13 protein-coding genes are annotated in these 14,849 nt (G+C 58.3%); 5 read left to right on the top strand and 8 right to left on the bottom strand.

Translation table 11 applies throughout. The features are described 5' to 3' along the window. Positions 1-130: 130 nt before the first annotated feature. Positions 131-937, top strand: a complete 807-nt coding sequence (locus tag BN1135_RS15795; RefSeq protein WP_042022791.1) for a PhzF family phenazine biosynthesis protein — start codon at positions 131-133, stop codon at positions 935-937. 122 nt (positions 938-1,059) lie between these two features. Here the strand turns inward: BN1135_RS15795 and lysS are convergent, their stop codons facing one another. Next, positions 1,060-2,595: a lysine--tRNA ligase gene (gene lysS, locus BN1135_RS15800; protein WP_042022792.1), complete on the bottom strand. Its 1,536-nt coding sequence runs from the start codon at positions 2,593-2,595 to the stop codon at positions 1,060-1,062. A gap of 16 nt (positions 2,596-2,611) precedes the next feature. Next, positions 2,612-3,710 (bottom strand): peptide chain release factor 2 gene (gene prfB / locus BN1135_RS15805; RefSeq protein ID WP_098970334.1). Its coding sequence is split into 2 segments (ribosomal slippage): positions 2,612-3,634 and positions 3,636-3,710, totalling 1,098 coding nucleotides; the frame shifts between segments, so codons are not numbered across the junction. 255 nt (positions 3,711-3,965) lie between these two features. On the opposite strand from prfB, the gene BN1135_RS15810 reads away from it, so the two are divergent. After that, positions 3,966-5,837, top strand: a complete 1,872-nt coding sequence (locus tag BN1135_RS15810; RefSeq protein ID WP_042022936.1) for a methyl-accepting chemotaxis protein — start codon at positions 3,966-3,968, stop codon at positions 5,835-5,837. 237 nt (positions 5,838-6,074) lie between these two features. Here BN1135_RS15810 and gltS read toward each other — a convergent pair whose 3' ends face one another. Further along, a complete protein-coding gene (gltS, locus tag BN1135_RS15815) occupies positions 6,075-7,274 on the bottom strand; it encodes a sodium/glutamate symporter (RefSeq protein ID WP_042022793.1) in 1,200 nt (399 codons plus the stop codon). A 443-nt stretch (positions 7,275-7,717) separates the two neighbouring features. On the opposite strand from gltS, the gene ansA reads away from it, so the two are divergent. Then, on the top strand, positions 7,718-8,725 hold the full coding sequence (ansA, locus tag BN1135_RS15820; RefSeq protein ID WP_042022794.1) for an asparaginase: 1,008 nt from the start codon (positions 7,718-7,720) through the stop codon (positions 8,723-8,725). A gap of 314 nt (positions 8,726-9,039) precedes the next feature. Here ansA and BN1135_RS15825 read toward each other — a convergent pair whose 3' ends face one another. After that, positions 9,040-9,348, bottom strand: coding sequence for a YeaC family protein (locus BN1135_RS15825; RefSeq protein ID WP_042022795.1), 309 nt, complete (start codon positions 9,346-9,348; stop codon positions 9,040-9,042). 456 nt (positions 9,349-9,804) lie between these two features. On the opposite strand from BN1135_RS15825, the gene BN1135_RS15830 reads away from it, so the two are divergent. Together BN1135_RS15830 and BN1135_RS15835 are read left to right on the top strand one after the other, a co-directional pair. After that, positions 9,805-10,605, top strand: a complete 801-nt coding sequence (locus BN1135_RS15830; RefSeq protein ID WP_042022796.1) for a DUF2989 domain-containing protein — start codon at positions 9,805-9,807, stop codon at positions 10,603-10,605. Between the two features lie 4 nt (positions 10,606-10,609). Beyond that, a complete protein-coding gene (locus BN1135_RS15835; protein WP_042022798.1) occupies positions 10,610-11,176 on the top strand; it encodes an NUDIX domain-containing protein in 567 nt (188 codons plus the stop codon). Between the two features lie 84 nt (positions 11,177-11,260). Here the strand turns inward: BN1135_RS15835 and lipA are convergent, their stop codons facing one another. The 4 genes from lipA to BN1135_RS15855 all read right to left on the bottom strand — a co-directional run bounded on the left by lipA (position 11,261) and on the right by BN1135_RS15855 (position 14,787). Next, positions 11,261-12,226 carry a lipoyl synthase gene (gene lipA, locus BN1135_RS15840; protein ID WP_042022800.1) on the bottom strand — a complete coding sequence of 322 codons (966 nt, stop codon included), beginning with the start codon at positions 12,224-12,226 and terminating at the stop codon, positions 11,261-11,263. A gap of 98 nt (positions 12,227-12,324) precedes the next feature. Further along, a complete protein-coding gene (gene lipB, locus BN1135_RS15845; RefSeq protein WP_042022801.1) occupies positions 12,325-13,002 on the bottom strand; it encodes a lipoyl(octanoyl) transferase LipB in 678 nt (225 codons plus the stop codon). Positions 13,003-13,053: 51 nt separating this feature from the next. Then, positions 13,054-13,317, bottom strand: coding sequence for a DUF493 family protein YbeD (gene ybeD, locus BN1135_RS15850; RefSeq protein WP_042022802.1), 264 nt, complete (start codon positions 13,315-13,317; stop codon positions 13,054-13,056). Between the two features lie 273 nt (positions 13,318-13,590). Then, positions 13,591-14,787: a D-alanyl-D-alanine carboxypeptidase family protein gene (locus BN1135_RS15855; RefSeq protein ID WP_042022803.1), complete on the bottom strand. Its 1,197-nt coding sequence runs from the start codon at positions 14,785-14,787 to the stop codon at positions 13,591-13,593. Between the last annotated feature and the right edge of the window lie 62 nt (positions 14,788-14,849).

Consider the following 14,849-nt stretch of genomic DNA (forward strand, 5'->3'; position numbering starts at 1 on the left):
AAAGAATAAAAATGTCTTCTTTATTCTATTAATGCATTAAAAGAGCTGAGGTACGCCTGCTCCCGCAGCAAAAGAGGAGCGTGGTATAAAGGGCGTTAAATGAGAGCCACTTGATAACACAGGAAGTGCCATGTCGAATATCCGATTGTTTCATGTCAATGCGTTCAGTCAGCAGCCCCTTGGTGGCAATCCCGCGGTGGTCGTATTGGGACCCGCCCTGCCGGATGCCAGCCAGCTGGCGATGGCTGCCGAGTTCAACCTCTCTGAGACAGCCTTTCTGGTACAACTTGGTAGGGCCCATTACCAGTTGCGCTGGTTCACGCCGAAAGTCGAGGTTGATCTCTGCGGTCATGGCACCTTGGCGGCTGCTCATGTGTTGTGGCAGACAGGGGCGGTAGCTGCACACGAGACTATCCGCTTCGAGACCCGCAGTGGTGAGCTGCTGGCCCGGCGCGAAGGGGAGTGGATTTGGCTCGATTTTCCGCGTATCGAAGTGACGCCACTGATGCTGGATCCCGCCTATGCAGCCGCGCTTGGTTGCCAGCCACGACAGACTCTGGCGGCCGGGGCCAAGTTCTTGCTGGAGCTGGCAAGTGAAGAGGAGATCCTCGCGCTTTCGCCTGATTTCCATGCACTGCGCGCTCTGCCGGGACGGGGGCTGATAGTCACTGCTCCGTCGAGCCGGGCAGATGATGATTTCGTCTCCCGCTATTTTGCCCCCTGGGTGGGCGTGGATGAGGATCCGGTCACCGGCTCCAACCACAGTGCTCTCATGCCCTTCTGGGCTGAACGGCTCGGCAGGCAGCAGTTGCGGGCCCGTCAGGTTTCGTCCAGAGGGGGTGAGCTCAAGCTGGAGCTGCGGGGTGAGCGAGTATTGATGGCGGGTCAGGGGTTGACCCTGTGGCAAGGGGAGTGGTTGCTGCCTCTCGCCAAATAACACGACACGTGACACATGCCATAAAAAAACGCCCCGCAGTTGCGGGGCGTTTTTATTGGCTATCACGCTCGGGATTGACCCAAGGGATGTAGCTGGCTTCTGTGGCCTTATTTCTGCGGATCTTACTTTTGTGGACGTAAGGCCGGGAACAGAATGACGTCACGGATGGTGTGGCTGTTGGTGAACAGCATTACCAGACGGTCGATACCGATACCCTGACCGGCAGTCGGCGGCAGGCCGTGTTCCAGCGCGGTGACGAAGTCGGCGTCGTAGAACATGGCTTCGTCGTCGCCTGCTTCTTTCTGATCAACCTGATCCTGGAAGCGTTTGGCCTGGTCTTCTGCATCGTTCAGCTCGGAGAAGCCGTTAGCCAGCTCGCGGCCACCGATGAAGAATTCGAAGCGGTCGGTCACGTCCGGGTTCACGTCGTTGCGGCGAGCCAGCGGAGAAACGGCTGCCGGGTACTCGGTGATGAAGGTCGGTTGCAGCAGCATGTGCTCAACGGTCTCTTCAAAGATCGCGGTGATCACGTGGCCCAGCTCCCAACCTTTCATCAGCTCGATATGCAGACGCTTGGCAACGGCCTTGGCGCTCTCGAGGGTAGCCAGATCGTTCAGGGTCACATCCGCGTTGAACTTCAGGATGGACTCGACCATGGTGAGGCGCTGGAACGGCTGACCGAAATCGATGGTCAGACCCTCTTCGCCCTCTTTGGCGTAACGGATCTGGGTGTCGCCCAGAATGTCCTGCGCCAGGGTGCGCAGCAGATCTTCGGTCAGGTCCATCAGATCGATGTAGTCGGCGTACGCCATGTAGAACTCGATCATGGTGAACTCGGGGTTGTGACGCACCGAGATACCTTCGTTACGGAAGTTACGGTTGATCTCGTACACGCGCTCGAAACCACCGACCACCAGACGCTTCAGGTAAAGCTCCGGGGCGATACGCAGGTACATGTCGATGTCCAGCGCATTGTGGTGAGTGACGAACGGACGGGCTGAGGCACCACCCGGGATGACTTGCATCATCGGGGTTTCCACTTCCATGAACTGCTTGTCGTTGAAGAACTTGCGGATCCCGGCAACCACTTTGGTGCGGATCACGAAGGTCTTGCGGGACTCTTCGTTGGCAATCAGATCCAGATAACGCTGACGGCAGCGCGCTTCCTGGTCGGTCAGGCCTTTGTGCTTCTCGGGCAGTGGGCGCAGCGCTTTGGTCAGCAGGCGGATATCGGAAACGTGAACGGAGAGCTCACCGGTCTGGGTCTTGAACAGGGTACCTTCGACACCGACGATGTCGCCCAGATCCCACTTCTTGAACTGCTCGTTGTAGAAACCTTCCGGCAGGTCGTCACGGGTGACGTAGACCTGGATCTTGCCGGCCATGTCCTGCAGGGTGGCGAAAGAAGCCTTGCCCATGATCCGGCGGGTCATGATGCGACCGGCAATCTTCACCCGTTTACCCAGGCTCGTCAGCTCCTCGGCGTTTTTATCGTCAAACTCGGCATGGAGTTCGCCAGAGAGGCTGTCACGACGAAAATCGTTGGGGAAAGGATTACCCTGGGCGCGCAGGGCGGCCAGTTTGGAACGACGCTCGGTCATCTCGTTGTTGAATTCGAGTGCTTGGTCGACTACCGGAGTAGTGGTTTGTTCAGACATGGTGATTCCTGCTTGTTTACAGACCTGATTTCAGGCTGGCTTCGATAAACTTGTCCAAGTCACCGTCGAGTACCGCTTGGGTATTACGGGTTTCGACGCCGGTGCGCAAATCCTTGATACGGGAGTCATCCAGCACATAGGAACGGATCTGGCTGCCCCAACCGATATCAGACTTGGTCTCTTCCAGGGCTTGTTTCTCGGCATTCTGCTTCTGAATTTCCAGCTCGTAGAGCTTGGCTTTCAGCTGCTTCATACACTGGTCTTTGTTTTTGTGCTGGGAACGGTCGTTCTGGCACTGCACGACGGTATTGGTCGGCACGTGGGTAATACGCACGGCGGACTCGGTACGGTTAACGTGCTGACCACCGGCACCGGAGGCGCGATAAACGTCAATGCGCAGGTCTGCCGGGTTGATCTCGATATCGATATCATCATCGATCTCGGGATAGACGAACACGGAGCAGAACGAGGTGTGACGACGGCCGCCAGAATCGAACGGAGACTTGCGAACCAGACGGTGAACGCCGGTTTCAGTGCGCAGCCAGCCGAAGGCATATTCGCCGGTGAATTTGATGGTGGCGGACTTGATGCCAGCCACGTCGCCGTCTGACAGTTCAATCAGCTCCGGCTTGTAACCGTGGGCATCGCCCCAACGCAGGAACATGCGCAGTACCATGTTGGCCCAATCCTGAGCTTCGGTACCACCGGATCCGGACTGGATATCGATATAGCAATCAGAGCCGTCGTGCTGACCGGAGAACATGCGGCGGAACTCGAGATCTACCAGCTTGGTTTCCAGCTGTTCGGCTTCGGCGATGGCTTCGTTGAAGGTATCTTCATCTTCCCCTTCGACGGCCAGGCTCACCAGCATCTCGACGTCATCCACGCCCTGGGTCAGGGTGTCGATGGTGCTGACCACGTTTTCCAGGGTGACGCGCTCTTTGCCCAGTGCCTGTGCACGTTCGGGCTCATTCCAGACGTCCGGCTGTTCTAGCTCGGCGTTGACCTCTTCTAGACGCTCTTTCTTGGCATCATAGTCAAAGGTACCCCCTAAGAAGCTCGGTCCGTTCAGACAGCTCCTTAAGTTTATTTAATACGGGATTAACTTCGAACATCGTGAAAACTCTCAGGGTCGATGTGACTTAAAAACAGGATATTCTAGCCAATTGTGGAAGGAATAAACAGGGTTGCCTGAGCTTGTGCGGTTTGTGCCGTTAATTTCTGGTGCATTTTTCTGCAGCTCGGCAGAAAATATCGCCCGCCGACCCATTTTCAGGTTCAGTTTTTACCTGCCGGGTCGCTAATGACTACGTAGTGTTGTGCACCTTTAGGGATAAACCCGCTCCTCATCTATATAAGAAGAAATTATGATGAACAATCTCTCACTCAAGCAGAAGATACTGTTGTCAGTGGTGATCGCCCTGTCGTTGGTGATCTCGTTACTCTCCTGGCAGAGCTATAGCAGCCAGAAGGCACTGCTGCTGCAAGGTAGCCAGGAGCAAGTCCAGCGCTTGGGCAGCCAGCAGGCCGCCAGTGTCAGTGATTGGCTCTCTGCCCGTCGTGACGTCATTCAGGCGCTCGGCAACAAGACCAGTGGCGAGCCCCTCAATGCTCTGCAACAGGCCCAGGTTTCTGGCCGCTTCCAGCTCACCTACTTCGGTGAGGGCAGTGGCAAGATGAATGACTCCGACCCCTCAATCAACCGTGACGGTTATGATCCCCGCTCCCGTGGCTGGTATCAGGAGGCGATGGGCAAGGGTGGCCTGATCGTCACCAAACCCTATCTCGACGTGGCCTACAACATCATGGTGGTGACTCTTGCCCAGCCCGCTCAGGGCGGCGTGGTCGGTGGTGACCTCTCCATTGCGTCTCTGGTAGATGACGTGACCAAGATGAAGCTGCCTGCCGATGGTTTTGCCATCATGATGCACAAGGATGGCACCGTCATTGCCTATAAAGATGCGGCCAAGGCGATGAAACCGGCGACCGAGATCGACAACGATCTGACCAATGCGCTGATCGAGCAGAGTAAGTCGAGCAAGGATCTGGTCCCGGCTTACTTCGATAGCGAAGGCCGCGACAAGCTGCTGTGGGCGGTCGATATTCCGGACACTGACTGGGAGCTGTTGCTGGTACTGGACAAGGCCGTGCTCGAAGCGCCGCTCTCTTCCCTGCTGATGACCCAGCTGGGGATGGCGTTGCTGGCACTGGTGGGCAGCATTCTTGCCATCTCCTGGTTGGTCAGCATGTTGCTTGGCCCGCTGAGCAAGGTTTCTCTGGCTCTCGCTCGCATCGCCGACGGTAACGGCGATCTGACCCAGCGGATCAAGACCGAAGCCAACGATGAAGTGGGCCAGCTGGCCAACAGTTTCAACCGTTTCGTCGGCAGTCAGCACCAGCTGATCGGCAATATCCGCAAGCTGGCCAACGAGCTGAACGCCGATGCCGAGCGCAGTCTGGTGACCAACCAGGCCGCGGTGGACGAGCTGCAACGTCAGCAGCAAGAGGTGACCATGGTCGCGACCGCGGTCACCGAGATGGCGAGCGCCACCATGGAGATCGCCGGCAACGCCGAGAACACCGCCGCTGCCGCCCAGCAATCAGCCCAGAGCAGTGAACAGGGCAAGATGCTGGTCAACAAGACCCGTCAGTCCATCAATGGTCTGGCTGAAGAGGTGGGACAGGCGACCGAAGTGATCGGTGAGCTGAGCCGCCACGCGCAGGCCATCACCAGCATCCTCTCTACCATTCAGGGGATTGCCGAGCAGACCAACCTGCTGGCGTTGAACGCCGCCATCGAAGCGGCCCGTGCCGGTGAGCAGGGTCGTGGTTTTGCGGTGGTGGCGGACGAGGTGCGGGTGCTGTCGCGCCGTACCCAGGACTCCACCCAGCAGATCCAGTCCACCATCGAGACCCTGCAACAGACCACCGCCCGTGCGGTGAGCCTGATGCAGACCAGTCAGGGCTTGGCGGACAACAGCGTGCAGGATGCGGATCAGGCGGTGCGCGCGCTGGAAGAGATCACCAGCGCCATCTCCCTCATCTCCGACATGGCGGGCCAGATCGCCACAGCAGCTGAGGAGCAGACTCAGGTGACCGGCGAGATCACTCAGAACACCACCGCCATCAAGGATGTGAGTGACGAGATCACCGCGGCTGCCATGCGCGATCTGGATCAGGCCCACAGCCTTAAAGGCCGTGCCACCGACCTGAACCAGCAGGTGTCGACCTTTATCCTGTAAGGTACAAGTCGCAGTCCTTTCCTGGCTGACATAAACAAGCCCCGCCCTCTGTCGAGTGCGGGGCTTTTTGTTGGTCGAGGGAATGCTGGGCATCGGGTGCAGTCTGGTTTGCGCGCCGGTCATCTTGGTGTCGAATAGGTGACTCGGCCCTGACAACCTCGGCTGGCGAGAAGAGCGTCGAAGCAAAGAGCCCACCGAAAGGTGGGCTCTGATCATATATGTCTGACCGGAAGGGGATTACAGGAACGGCATCGCCATAAACAGCTTGATCACCATGGCGTTGATGATGTCGATGAAGAAGGCGCCCACCATGGGCACTACCAGGAACGCCAGATGGGATGGGCCAAAGCGCTGGGTGATGGCCTGCATATTGGCAATGGCGGTTGGCGTTGCGCCAAGACCAAAGCCGCAGTGGCCCGCTGCCAGCACGGCCGCATCGTAGTTGCTACCCATCACCCGGAAGGTGACGAAGATAGCGTAGAGCGCCATCGCCACCGTCTGGGCGGCTAGCAAGATAAAGATGGGTAGGGCCAGACTGGCCAGATCCCACAGTTTCAGGCTCATCAGCGCCATGGCGAGGAACAGCGACAGGCTGACGTTGCCAAGCAGAGAGACCTCGCGGTCACTCACTTCATGCCAGTTGAACAGGGTCAGCAGGTTGCGCAGCAGCACGCCGACAAACAGCACACAGACGAAGATCGGCAGCTCCAGCATTCCGCCCTTGAGGGAGGCGGAGAGCAGTTCGCCGCCCTTGAGGCTGATGGCGATCAGCGCCAGGGTCTCGATCAGGCTGAAGGTGGTGAGGGGACGCTCCATATCGGGCATCTCGAAGCCCTTGGGGGCTTCATCCTTGTTGTGCTCTTCACCGGGCACCTGCACCTTTTTCACCAGGTGGCGGGCTACCGGGCCACCGATCAAACCGCCCAACACCAGACCGAAGGTGGCACAGGCGATGGCCAGTTCGGCGGCAGATTGCACCCCGTACTTTTCGGAGAAGGTGGCGCTCCAGGCCGCGCCGGTACCGTGACCGCCAGAGAGGGTGATAGACCCCGCCAGCAGTCCCATGTGGGGATCCAGACCGAGCAGGGTCGCCAGACCCACACCCAGACTGTTCTGTACGATCAGCAGACCGGTGACCACCAGCAGGAAGGTCGCGACCGCTTTGCCGCCGCGTTTCAGGCTGGCGAGATCGGCGGAGAGACCGATAGAGGCGAAAAATGCCAGCATCAGCGGGGTTTGCAGGCTGGTATCAAATTGCAGCTCCATCTGCAGGGTGGAGCGCAGCAACAGCAGCACCAGCGCGACCACCAGGCCGCCGGCAACCGGTTTGGGGATGTTGAAGGTACGCAGCAGCCCGACCCGGGTGACCAGTACCCGGCCAAGCAGCAATACCAGAGTGGCAGCGACCAGCGTTGCGTAGGAATCAAGTTGTAACATTAAGTACTCCCATGTTGATTGGCTGTGCCTTTCGTTGATGAAGACTCACAGATTCAGCCGGGATAAATAGTGTGGCTCAAGCGCCAACAAAGAGGGGGAGAGTTCTCCCTGCCCCATGAAGATAGGGCCTGTGCGGGCCTGAAATACTCAGGCATCCAGATGAGATTTTAGTAAAATCCGGCGGATTGTAGCAAAAAGCATCGTTTAATTCCATCTTTGTCGTATTAATGCGCGTTTTAGTGGTTTATTGTGACATTTAACACTATGGGGGTAGAGGGCAGAAAAGCCGAAAAGGGTGCATGGAACGGCTGTCATTTGGGGCGTCAGTCTCTATAATCCGCCAGTTTCCGCGGCACGCAGAAGGTATGACGGGAGGTGACATGGTTGTTCACCCCGACATGACTCATGTGCCCGCGGTGTTCACTTCATCAAGAGGAGAGGGTGTGAAGAAGTCTATCTACATTGCCTACACAGGCGGCACCATTGGGATGCAGCGCTCCGATCACGGCTACGTGCCGATGGCGGGCTTTATGGAAGACTGTCTGGCGCGGATGCCCGAGTTCCACCGCCCCGAGATGCCGGATTACCATATCCACGAATATGCGCCCCTCATCGACTCCTCCGACATGACCCCGGCGGACTGGCAGCGCATCGCTGAGGATATTCGCGACAACTACGAGAAATACGATGGCTTCGTGATCCTGCATGGCACCGACACCATGTCGTTCACCGCCTCGGCGCTCTCCTTCATGCTGGAAGATCTGCACAAGCCGGTCATCATCACCGGCTCCCAGATCCCGCTGGCCGAGCTGCGCTCCGACGGGCAGCAGAACCTGCTCAACGCCCTCTATATCGCGGCCAACTACCCGATCCACGAAGTGACGCTGTTTTTCAACAACCAGCTCTATCGCGGCAACCGCAGCAAGAAGGTGCACGCCGACGGCTTCCACGCCTTCGATTCACCGAATTATCCGCCGCTGCTCAATGCCGGCATCGCCATCTCGCTGGAAGCGGGCGAGCTGGGCGCACCGTCCGAGCGACCGCTGGTGCTGCACGACATCACCCCCCAGCCCATCGGCGTGGTGACCCTCTATCCGGGCATCTCCAGCGAGGTGATCGCCAACATATTGCAGCAGCCGGTGAAGGCGCTGATCCTGCTCTCCTTCGGGGTGGGCAATGCACCGCAGAACCCAGCCATGCTGGCGCTGCTCTCCGAGGCCTCGGCCCGCGGCGTCATCATAGTCAACCTAAGCCAGTGCCTGCACGGCAAGGTCAACATGGGGGGCTATGCCACCGGCAACGCGCTGTCTCGCGCCGGGGTCATCTCGGGCTTCGACATGACCGCCGAGGCGGCGCTGACCAAGCTGCACTTCCTGCTGAGCCAGGACTTGCCGGCACCGCGCATTCGCGAGCTGATGCAGCAGTCCCTGCGCGGTGAACTGACCCCCTAACCTGTTTCCCCCTCACCCTAACCCTCTCCCAGTGGGAGAGGGGATAGATCGAGGTACTGTTGGCAGCGAGGCTTGCCATGAAGATCGCCGGCAGGTGGCCCGCTTACTGTCCGCAGGCTGCGAGCCAGCTCACTTCTCCCCTGGCGGGAGAAGGGCTGGGGATGAGGGGGATGAGTCACCCAGCAGAGAGAGGAAAAAAGAGGGGAGCCATCATGGCTCCCCTCTTTGCTATTTATCGCACTATTTATCGAACTCTCGCTGTTCCATTAGTCGCTGTTCGATTGGCCGCCGCGAGACAGTAGCGGCGAGTGGTCTCAGTGATTGAGATTGACCCGCACTATCTCCTCTTCAACCGGCTGAGGTTCATCACGAAACAGCCGTTTTAGCTCGCTCTTGCTCTTCATCACGATCTCGCCGTCGCGACCGATATTCATGTGTTCTGGCTGGTCGAGGTGTATCGCCTGCCAGGCCATCACCGCTTGCAGAGAAGTTGCCTTCTGCTCGTCGGTGAGAGGCTTGCCATCGGGCCACTTGCCCAGCTCGACCGCGGTCTTGAGCCGCTCGTACACCTCTTGTGGCATCTGCCTGATCGCTTGTTGAAACTCACTCTGTTGCAATGACATCCGGCCTCTCCTTTATCATTGTTCCTTGAACCTGGGGTCTGGCTGGCTGAGCATCAGCCATCTGTGCCATCAGCGGTCCTCAAACTCGTGGTGATACCCTATCTGTCTTGGTGCTGAATCTTGTGGTGATGCAGGCGAACCGAGGGTGCCCGAAACGGGTATCTCGTCAGTCGAAACAACCCGGCTCTGGGTTGTAGACAGCATGGTGGCGGCCTGCCCCCGGGGTTCTTGCCATGTCGGCAAGTGGTGATGGCGGGCTACCCGGAGACCGTTGATGTAAACTTGTCGCCGTAAACACAAATTCGTCGAATGCAGATCAGTGTCGGGGTGTATATTTCGTTATATTATTCTGTAATAGCGACGTGATATAGCGCGCTAATTGTAATGAATCTGTAATCAGCTTGCTAGCTTTCGACGGTCTCACAAGACGCTGACTCTACCTACAAGATGTGACCCATGGCCCATTTCTCTCTGCGACAGACGCTCATCATGATCTCAGTCGGTCTTGCCGTGACGGGCTGTAATGACGACCGCATCCACAATATTTGTGGTAACAATCCCGAGCTTTGCCAGGATCTGGTGGACGATGGTTGGTGCCGCTATGAGCGTACCGATGTCATTCGTAGCCGCTTCTACCTGAAAGAGGAGGGCACGGATCGGCGCAAGTATGAGCTGATGCGCGGCCTTGAGCGCTATCTCAAGTGTGCCGAACGCTCCACCAATATCGAGTACAAAGCGGCGAAGGAGCAAAAGAGCCCCCGGGTGGAGGGGATGCTGGCCGCAGGTGATCAGCTGGCCCAGCTCGATGTGGCGACTCGCAATTCGCAAGATCCCTATCTGCTGCTCTGGCACTGGACCAATAACACCAACGAGCTGGCTCGCCAGCAGTTTATGGCGCTGGAAGGCAGCAAGGCGCTGGATGAACCCGAGCTGCAACTGGCGCTCGGTGGTATCTACGCCAAGAGCGACCCCGAACAGGCCATTGCCACCCTGCAGCGCGGCCTCTCCCTCTATCAGGAGGGGGACAAGGTCAACAGCCGCTTGCTCACCTCCCTCAGTACCCTCTATATGGGGCAAAAGCAGTATGGGCTGGCCTATCTGTGGGGCAAGGTGAGCGAGTCGTTTCAGGATGCGCCCGAGGTGTCAGCCAAGCGCTTTGCTATTTATCATTCACTGAGCAAAACGGAGCAGGATGGCTACGACGTACGGGCTGCCGAGATCGTCGAGCAGCTCAAGCGTGGCAGCTATCGACCCTGAGGCAATGATGACCACTCTCTCTTCGGCCAGTTGCTGGCCTGACCCTTTCTCTCTCTCTTTTATGCATGGTGAGGTGCTCACTGAGGGTCGCACCCTGGAGCGCCTGACTGTGCGTGCCGTGGTGCGGCGTGATGACGAGTTGCTGCTGGTCCACTCCCGGGTTAATGGCGATCTGATGTTCCCGGGCGGCGGTATCGAGGAGGGCGAAAGCCATGCCGCCGCGCTGGCCCGTGAGCTGCTGGAAGAGTGTGGCGCTGAACTACTGGAGGTTGGCGCGCTGCTCGGCGAGACCCGTGAGTATCGTGCTGCTCGCGAGCCGGGCTTTGATGCTTATTGTATCCGCTCGCTCTACTACTTGTGCCGGATTGGCGAGCAGCTGGTGGCCCCGCAGCCACAGCCCTACGAGATCCGCCTCGGCTTTGTGCCCGGCTGGTTTGTGCTCGACGAAGCGTTGCAGACCAACAAGACCCAGCTGGCGGGCCCCTGTCCCCAATGGACGGCTCGTGAGACCCGGGTGCTGGCCCAGCTGCAACGCTGGCATCAGCAGGGGATCTTCGACAGCGGCAGCTGAGTGCATCAAGCTGCAACAGTCAGAGACACCAACAAAAAGAGCGCCAATAGGCGCTCTTTTTGTTGGTGGCATTCGTCGTTGAGGTTATTTGACCTCTTCCCCTTTCGCCTGCAGGTCGGCGTGATAGGAGGAGCGCACGAAGGGGCCGCAGGCAGCGTGGCTAAAGCCCAGTGCCATGGCGACATCTTTCAGCTCGTCAAACTCTGCAGGCGGCACGTAGCGCTTGACCGGCAGGTGGTGGCGGCTCGGCTGCAGATACTGGCCCAGGGTCAGCATGTTGACGCCGTGCTCGCGCAGATCGGTAAGCACCTGAACGATCTCTTCGTTGGTCTCGCCCAAACCCATCATGACACCGGATTTGGTGGGGACATGGGGGTGCATCTCTTTGATGCGACGCAGCAGTTCCAGCGACCACTTGTAGTCGGCACCCGGGCGGGCAACCCGATACATGCGCGGGGCGGTTTCCAGATTGTGGTTGAAGACGTCCGGCGGTGTTTCACGGAACACCTCCAGCGCCTGCTCCATCCGGCCACGGAAGTCCGGGGTGAGGATTTCGATGCGGGTCTGCGGGCTGTGCTCGCGGATCTGCTTGATGCAGTCGGCAAAGTGCTGGGCACCACCATCGCGCAGGTCGTCGCGGTCTACCGAGGTGATCACCACATATTTCAGCCCCATCTCCTTGATGGTGAGCGCCAGCTTCTGCGGCTCGTCCGGATCAAGGGCCAGCGGGCGACCGTGGGCCACGTCGCAGAAGGGGCAGCGACGGGTGCATATGGCGCCCATGATCATGAAAGTGGCCGTGCCGTGGTTGAAGCACTCAGCCAGATTGGGGCAGGAGGCCTCTTCACATACCGAGTGCAGCTTGTTTTTGCGCAGGGTGCTCTTGATGTGCTCGATCTTCTGGCTGGAGGGGGGCAGCTTGATCCGCATCCAGTCCGGCTTGCGCAGAATTTCTTCGCTTGGATCCGGCATGAATTTCACCGGGATCAGGGCCATCTTGTCGCCATCGCGCAGCTTGACGCCCGGCTCCATACGAACGGGTTTGCTCATGATTCACTCTCGGTGTTTGTTATTGTTTGATTGATAGCTGTCGGGTCACTTGCATATCCCCATCGCTGTGCGGCATAGCCGGGCAGCAGCGGGTTTGCTTATGATGCCTCTTCGGTATTGGTTATTGCGTCATAGCCAATCAGCTTGGCCAGTTCGGCTACCAGAATGGCTTGCGCCTCGGCCACGCTTTGCGGGCCGCCCAGGGCGCTGGTCTGGGTCATGGCCATGCCCGCATAGCCGCACGGGTTGATATGCAGGAAGGGGCTCATGTCCATGTTGATGTTGAGAGCCAGCCCGTGGAACGAGCAGCCCTTGCGGATCCGCAGTCCCAGCGAGGCCAGTTTGGCCTCCATGCCGAGATCATTTTTCACATAGACCCCGGGGGCGTCTGCCTTGGCATATGCATTGATATTGCTCTTGGCAAGGGTGCTGATAATGGCGGTTTCCAGTGCGGTCACCAGCTCGCGGACCGAGAATTTACAGCGACGCACATCCACCAGTACGTAGAGCACCAGCTGGCCTGGGCCATGATAGGTAATTTGACCGCCGCGATCGCTTTGCACCACCGGAATGTTGCCCGGATTGAGCAGGTGTTCGGCCTTGCCAGCCTGACCCTGGGTGTAAACGGGATCGTGCTCGACCACCCAGAACTCGTCCGGGGTATCGCTGGTACGGTGGTCGGTGAAGACTTTCATGGCGTCCCATACCTGCTGGTAGGGGCGGCGGCCCAGATGTCTGACGATCAGTTGGGACTGGACGGGGATCCGGGATGGCATGGCTTCCTCAGCACAAAAACAGTCGCCCCGCAGAACGGGGCGAGAGAGAAGTTACAGTACGTATTTAACCAGCTCGATATCGCCGAGCGCTTTGTACATGGCTTCGATATGTTCTTTGTTCTGGGCCGTCACCGTCACGCGTACCGAGTGGTAAGTACCTTTGGCACTGGGCTGAACGGTCGGGCTGTAGGTGCCGGGAGCGTGCTGTTGCAGCACTTCTACCACTCTATGGGGCAGCGCAGGGTCGGCAATGCCGAGCACCTTGAACGGGAATTTGCAGGGAAACTCCAGCAGTTCATCAAATTTGGTATTCATTTACTCACCTTTTTCGTCATCAACGGGATGACTTCATCTTGGATAGCTAGTGGCCTATGACTTGCAAAAGCCGCCATTTCAAGTCTATATGGGCACTGCCCGGACCGGGATCAAGGCCAGGATCAGTCAGACCAGAAATGGAAGTGCTGCTTTTTACCACAAATCAGGGGAGGGCGGAACCGGCAGTTTGCAGGGTTATTCACAGTGCAGGTATGACAAAGGCAGCAGCGGCGCCTGTTGGCGCCGCTGCTAGGTGACAATATTGCGCCGTGATTACTTGAACCAGCTGGTGACCAGCAGTACCAGGTAATCCCACAGACGGCTCACCAGACCACCTTCCTGCACCTCTTCCAGGGCAACCAGCGGAACCTGTTTGATCTCTTTGTCGCCCTGCTTCAGGAATACAGTACCGACGCGCTGCCCCTTGGCCAGCGGCGCTTTCAGCTCGCTATCGAGCTGGAAGTCCGCTTTCAGGTTGTTGCCCTGACCGCGGGTAACCAGTACCGAAACATCCTGATCAACCCCCAGTTTCACCTCAGACTTGTCGCCCATCCAGATCTTCTGGGTGACCAGCTCGGTACCGGCTTTGTACGGGGTCAGGCTCTGGAAGAAGCGGAAACCGTAGGTGAGCAGTTTCTTGCTCTCGGCCGCACGGGACCCTTCACTGCTGGCTCCGAATACCACGGCGATCAGGCGCATGCCTTCGTTATTGGTGGCAGAAGAGACCAGGTTATAGCCGACCTGGCTGACGTGGCCAGTCTTGATGCCATCCACTTGCAGGGATTGATCCCACAGCAGGCGGTTGCGGTTGTGCTGGGTGATGCCGTTGAACACGAAGGATTTCTGGGAGTAGACCTTGTACTCCTCCGGCAGGTCGCGGATCAGCGCCTGACCCAGACGGGCCATATCGTGAGCGGTACTGTAGTGACCTTCCGCATCCAGACCGTGCGGGTTCATGAAGTGGCTGTCGTTCATGCCGAGCTTGGCGGCCCAGCTGTTCATCAGGCTGGCAAAGGAGTCGGTGCTGCCCGCCAGGAATTCGGCCATGGCGACGCAGGCGTCGTTGCCGGACTGGATGATGATGCCTTTGTTCAGGTCATCGACGGAGACCTGCTTACCCACCTCGATAAACATCTTGGAGGAGTCGGAGTAGTTCTTGGACCAGGCGTTCTGGCTGATGGTCACCATGTCGGTGCGCTTGATGTTCCCCTTCAGCAGCTCCTGGCCGATGATGTAGGAGGTCATCATTTTAGTCAGACTGGCGGGCGGCAGACGCTCTTCGGCGTTCTGCTCGGCCAGCACCTGACCCGAGTAGTAGTCGATCAGAATATGGGCCTTGGCGGAGATCTCCGGCGCGGCGGGAACCACCATGGGCATGGCATTCGGAGTCGGTGTCGGCACCGGCGTATTGGCCTGGGCGGTAACGCTGACCAGCGAGGCCAGAAGAACTGAACGGGCAAATTTGGACATCTTGAAATTCCTGCGAGCCAGATGGGGATAAAATGCGGGCCTAACTATACCAGATGCGTCCG

This window comes from Aeromonas sobria (assembly GCF_000820145.1).
Classification (GTDB): Bacteria; Pseudomonadota; Gammaproteobacteria; order Enterobacterales; family Aeromonadaceae; genus Aeromonas; species Aeromonas sobria.

What these genes read in the sequence shown, in the direction of transcription:
- lysS (WP_042022792.1), bottom strand. Translation starts at nt 2,595, where the DNA reads ATGTCTGAACAAACCACTACTCCGGTAGTCGACCAAGCACTCGAATTC.
- lipB (WP_042022801.1), bottom strand. Translation starts at nt 13,002, where the DNA reads ATGCCATCCCGGATCCCCGTCCAGTCCCAACTGATCGTCAGACATCTG.
- lipA (WP_042022800.1), bottom strand. Translation starts at nt 12,226, where the DNA reads ATGAGCAAACCCGTTCGTATGGAGCCGGGCGTCAAGCTGCGCGATGGC.
- ybeD (WP_042022802.1), bottom strand. Translation starts at nt 13,317, where the DNA reads ATGAATACCAAATTTGATGAACTGCTGGAGTTTCCCTGCAAATTCCCG.
- BN1135_RS15810 (WP_042022936.1), top strand. Translation starts at nt 3,966, where the DNA reads ATGAACAATCTCTCACTCAAGCAGAAGATACTGTTGTCAGTGGTGATC.
- BN1135_RS15835 (WP_042022798.1), top strand. Translation starts at nt 10,610, where the DNA reads ATGATGACCACTCTCTCTTCGGCCAGTTGCTGGCCTGACCCTTTCTCT.
- gltS (WP_042022793.1), bottom strand. Translation starts at nt 7,274, where the DNA reads ATGTTACAACTTGATTCCTACGCAACGCTGGTCGCTGCCACTCTGGTA.
- BN1135_RS15855 (WP_042022803.1), bottom strand. Translation starts at nt 14,787, where the DNA reads ATGTCCAAATTTGCCCGTTCAGTTCTTCTGGCCTCGCTGGTCAGCGTT.
- BN1135_RS15795 (WP_042022791.1), top strand. Translation starts at nt 131, where the DNA reads ATGTCGAATATCCGATTGTTTCATGTCAATGCGTTCAGTCAGCAGCCC.
- BN1135_RS15825 (WP_042022795.1), bottom strand. Translation starts at nt 9,348, where the DNA reads ATGTCATTGCAACAGAGTGAGTTTCAACAAGCGATCAGGCAGATGCCA.
- BN1135_RS15830 (WP_042022796.1), top strand. Translation starts at nt 9,805, where the DNA reads ATGGCCCATTTCTCTCTGCGACAGACGCTCATCATGATCTCAGTCGGT.